The following is a 4,224-nucleotide window of genomic DNA, read 5'->3' on the forward strand; positions in this document are numbered from 1 at the left end:
CTTTTCCCGTCCATCCAGTGAGATGCCAAGTACGATGGCATTGTTGTCCGCGTGCTCGTCGTGAAACAACATTGCATACCGGGCAATCCGAAGCCCAGATCATGACCACGGTCCATCTCCCGTGACCGATGTAGTCTTCGAAGTTTCGGGTTTGTGCCCGTCCAGATCGTGCAGTTGCGCCAGTGCGCCGGTACTCAACAAGGCCAAAATCAGAACTGGCGCAATCGCGACCTCAACGACACGACAAATACGGCCTATGAATGCTGCAGATGCTGAAACACGGCAGACCAGGTAATTCCGCGGCATCGCCTGAAAACGTTCCCGCATTTTCATTCACTGATCGCGGATCTGGCAGGGATCGCTATCGCCGCCGGATCAGCGCAACAGCTTGCTGGATTTCAAATTCTGTTTCAATCGCATCTTTGATATTTGGGCGTCGAATGACAATCCGTATTTTGAAAGATCCCGAATCCGGGACTCTGAAGTAGTTTCCATAGCTGATCACGCCGGAAGTGACCATGGACTCAAGTTCCTTCGTAGAGCTTGCACCGTCAGGCCCCACAACCGTTGCGTGGACCTTTGCGTTAGAGATTCGATCTCCAGTCTCCTGGTCGAAAAGGGCCACCATTAACGATCCATGACCAGACCTCACGATTCACAGCCAGCACGCTTCAGTTTACGGATCTTTCCAGATTAGCAGAGCCGTCCCAAAACATTCTACCGCTTTGCGCAGCGGTCCCAAACCTGTATTCGCTCTCAGCTATGGTCGATACACCTCGCCGGCGACACGGGTTAGAAGTTCCATGTAGAAGTCGACGTCTTCCGGTTCCAGGCCTCTGTGAACCTCAAGAAATTCATGAACAGGACGACCGGTGCCACGACCATACAGGGTGCCGTCACGAAGGACTAGCTTGCTGCGCACGAATTCTGCCGCGATATCGTGGCAGCTATTGCATTCCTTCCTGTACTTTCCCGGGGATGTCGCCAGTGAGAACAGCATTTGATAGACGGCATCCACCTCTTCTTCTGAAAGATAGTGATTTCCCATGAAGCGGCGTAGATCATGGACATGGTGCCGCCCCTGCAACTCGTTACCATCAACGTTCATAAACTGCCGGGAAAATTCACCGGCGTGACCATGACAATCGGCGCAACGGTTGTCCCACAACCAGTGTAGATCGATATCAGAAGCCCCGGTCTCCCGTGCCAAAAGCACCATCGAAACGGATACGATACCTATCGCCAGGCAGACTCCCGGCATGCTTTTCGAATAATATTGCTTTCCGCCTCCCCGGTTGAATCGAAAAAACTCTTTGACAGATGAACACTTCACGTCGAGTTGCACTACATCGCGGAATCAATCAGGTTCAGTTACTCCGGCGAATGTACAGACATCAATGCATCCGGAGCTTGGCTTCTGTTCAAATGAGATAGCGACTCACACATGGAGTGGTTACTGAACACCCGCTTTCCTCTGCTGTACGCGTACGTAATTGATGATGTGGCCCACATCCTCCGGACTCAAGTCAGGGATTGCCGGCATGTCACCGAGGTGCCAGTGACGCTGCCTGACTCCGTCCCTCACGGCCAAGCGAAAAGAAACATCCGGGTGATGTATCGACTCGTAGGTCTTGTGAACGAGGGGTGGTCCCTGGCTGGTTCCGCCCGCGTACCGGCCGTGACATCTGGCGCAGTTCAACACGAATGTCTCCTCGCCGACCTTTGAATCCGGAACGAAATCTTTCTGCGGCAGATGCAGCCGTTCACGTAGTTTTTCCGCATCCGGCCGATCACAACTGGCGATAAATGATAATAACGGAATCATCACCGCGATAGCCAGAACGTTTCGCAGTCTCAGTCGTCTCACTTCGATCACCGGTCCAGCTCATTCTGATAATGGCGTTAGCCCCTCACTTGACTGTCTGTGCTCCCGTTCACTGGGTTCAATGGCAGCCTCCCTGTCGACAACCTCCTTATCTGGGATAGACGTCCAGGCTCTCCACTTCGGTTTCCTCCGAGAATCGCACGAATGCTCGGCGCAGCCGGTCCGCCCATGCCTCTCCAAGCGCTACTCCCAGCTTTTCGATCTCGCGCTCGATCTGGGATGCAGTCGCCTGGAGCAGGTCATAGGTTATTTCCACGCGGTCTTCGTGGACGCTGGCGTCCTTTACCCCCCATCATTGTCATCAGGGCGCCCCGGATCCTCGCTGCCATCTCATCCGACAACGGCTCTGCCAACTGCAATCTGCGGCGCTTGAGGCTCTCTCGCCCTTCGGCCTTTGGCGCCCTGTGACCGGGGGACCCCACATAAAGATGGGGGTCGGTCTCAAAGCGTTCCCTGCACTGCTCGGAACAGAACGCGAAGTGCATCCCACGATACTCGAGCTCGAGCTGGTGACGGTCCACTTCCATTCCGCAGACAGGGCACTTCGTATCGCCATATCTCATGCCGGTACAGCCTTATCTAGCAATAGAACACATGAAGAATCTACATGTCGACTCGACATGGTATCGCGGTATATCGTCGTTCTTTCCCGTCAACGGGTCCCGCGATTTCCGTCTTGCATCATAGCCTCGCCCGATTGAGCCTCAGTGCATTACCGACGACCGACACTGAACTCAGACTCATGGCTGCGGCAGCGATGATGGGCGAAAGCAATATCCCGGCGAAGGGGTACAACACCCCTGCGGCAATGGGCACACCCAGGGAGTTGTAGAGCAACGCGAAGAACAGGTTCTGCCTGATGTTGCGCATGGTTGCCCGACTGAGTCTTCTGGCCCGCACGATGCCGTTCAGGTCACCCCTGACGAGCGTAACACCCGCGCTCTCCATCGCGACATCGGTGCCGGTTCCCATCGCGATTCCCACATGCGCCTGGGCAAGCGCCGGTGCGTCGTTGATGCCGTCTCCGGCCATGGCGACGATGTGATCATCGGACTGCAGGCGCTTCACAATATCCGCCTTCTGGTCGGGCAACACACCCGCGAAAACCTCGTCCAGGCCGAGTGCCGCGGCGACTGCATTCGCCGTGGTTTCGCTGTCACCAGTCAGCATGACCATGCGAACCCCCTCCTTGTGCAGGGCCTCAATTGCTGCAGGCGAGGTTTCCTTGACGGGATCCGCCACTCCAAGGAGGCCGGCGACCTGATTACCCACGACGACAAACATCACCGTCTGTCCTTCTCTGCGGAGCACCTCGGCCCGTTCAGCTAAGGGACCCGGCGTCACTCCCAACGACTCAAGCAGCGAGGCGTTCCCGAGCGCGACGCGCTGTTGGTCCACCTCCCCTGTGACGCCCTTGCCGGTCAGCGATTTGAAGGCCTCGACCTTCCCGAGCTCGATGCTGCGCGCTTCGGTGCCGGCAACGATCGCCGCCGCGAGCGGATGTTCGCTGCCTCGTTCCAGTGCCGCCGCCAGTCCAAGCAGGGTCGATTCTTCCGTACCATCCGTCGCCTCCACGTGAACCAGCTTCGGCCTGCCTTCGGTGAGCGTACCCGTCTTGTCGACCACCCGGGTATCGACCTTGCGCATGACCTCGATTGCCTCGGCATCCTTGAACAACACGCCCACCGTCGCCCCCTTGCCTGTCGCCGTCATGATCGACATGGGCGTGGCGAGTCCCAGTGCGCAGGGACAGGCGATGATCAGCACCGCCACGGCATTGATGAGGGCATACGCCATGGCCGGCGCGGGCCCGAACAGCGACCAGACCACGAACGTAATGATCGCAGTCGCCACGACGACCGGCACGAACCAGCCGGCCACGATATCCGCGAGCTTCTGTATCGGTGCGCGGCTGCGCTGTGCGGCAGCCACCATCTGTACAATCTGCGCGAGCAGCGTGTCCGCGCCCACCCGTTGGGCTTCCATCACGAAACTTCCGGTTCCGGTCACCGTCGCCCCGGTGACCGGGTCGCCGGATTCCTTGGCGACGGGGATCGGCTCGCCGGTGATCATGGATTCGTCGATGGCGTTCGTACCCTCGAGCACGATCCCATCGACGGGCACCTTCTCCCCCGGCCGCACGCGCAGCCGATCGCCGGCCCTGACCCGGTCCAGCGCGACATCTTCCTCGCTGCCGTCCTCACTGATCCGTCGCGCCGTTTTCGGTGCGAGCCCCAGCAGCGCCCGAATCGCGGCGCCCGTGCGGTGACGCGCGCGCAGCTCGAGCACCTGTCCGAGCAGAACGAGGGTCACGATCACCGCCGCCGCCTCGAAATAAA

General features: G+C 58.4%; 5 protein-coding genes. All 5 read right to left on the minus strand.

The window, feature by feature from the left end:
• Positions 1 to 760 precede the first annotated feature (760 nt).
• Positions 761 to 1,345: a hypothetical protein gene (locus LJE91_12460; protein ID MCG6869499.1), complete on the minus strand. Its 585-nt coding sequence runs from the start codon at positions 1,343 to 1,345 to the stop codon at positions 761 to 763.
• A 108-nt stretch (positions 1,346 to 1,453) separates the two neighbouring features.
• The gene (locus LJE91_12465; GenBank protein MCG6869500.1) at positions 1,454 to 1,867 is read right to left on the minus strand and encodes a cytochrome c; all 414 of its coding nucleotides are present in this window, start codon (positions 1,865 to 1,867) and stop codon (positions 1,454 to 1,456) included.
• A 106-nt stretch (positions 1,868 to 1,973) separates the two neighbouring features.
• Positions 1,974 to 2,141: a hypothetical protein gene (locus LJE91_12470; protein ID MCG6869501.1), complete on the minus strand. Its 168-nt coding sequence runs from the start codon at positions 2,139 to 2,141 to the stop codon at positions 1,974 to 1,976.
• On the minus strand, positions 2,125 to 2,448 hold the full coding sequence (locus LJE91_12475) for a YHS domain-containing protein (protein ID MCG6869502.1): 324 nt from the start codon (positions 2,446 to 2,448) through the stop codon (positions 2,125 to 2,127). The genes LJE91_12470 and LJE91_12475 overlap by 17 nt, the downstream gene beginning before the upstream one ends.
• Positions 2,449 to 2,566: 118 nt before the next feature.
• Positions 2,567 to 4,224, minus strand: a 1,658-nt coding sequence (gene cadA, locus LJE91_12480) for a cadmium-translocating P-type ATPase (protein MCG6869503.1), incomplete at its 5' end; no start/stop codon positions are given.

The organism is Gammaproteobacteria bacterium (assembly GCA_022340215.1).
Lineage (GTDB): Bacteria > Pseudomonadota > Gammaproteobacteria > JAJDOJ01 > JAJDOJ01 > JAJDOJ01.

Excerpts from the sequence above, each read along its gene's own strand:
- LJE91_12475 (MCG6869502.1), bottom strand. The coding sequence starts at position 2,448 with ATGAGATATGGCGATACGAAGTGCCCTGTCTGCGGAATGGAAGTGGAC.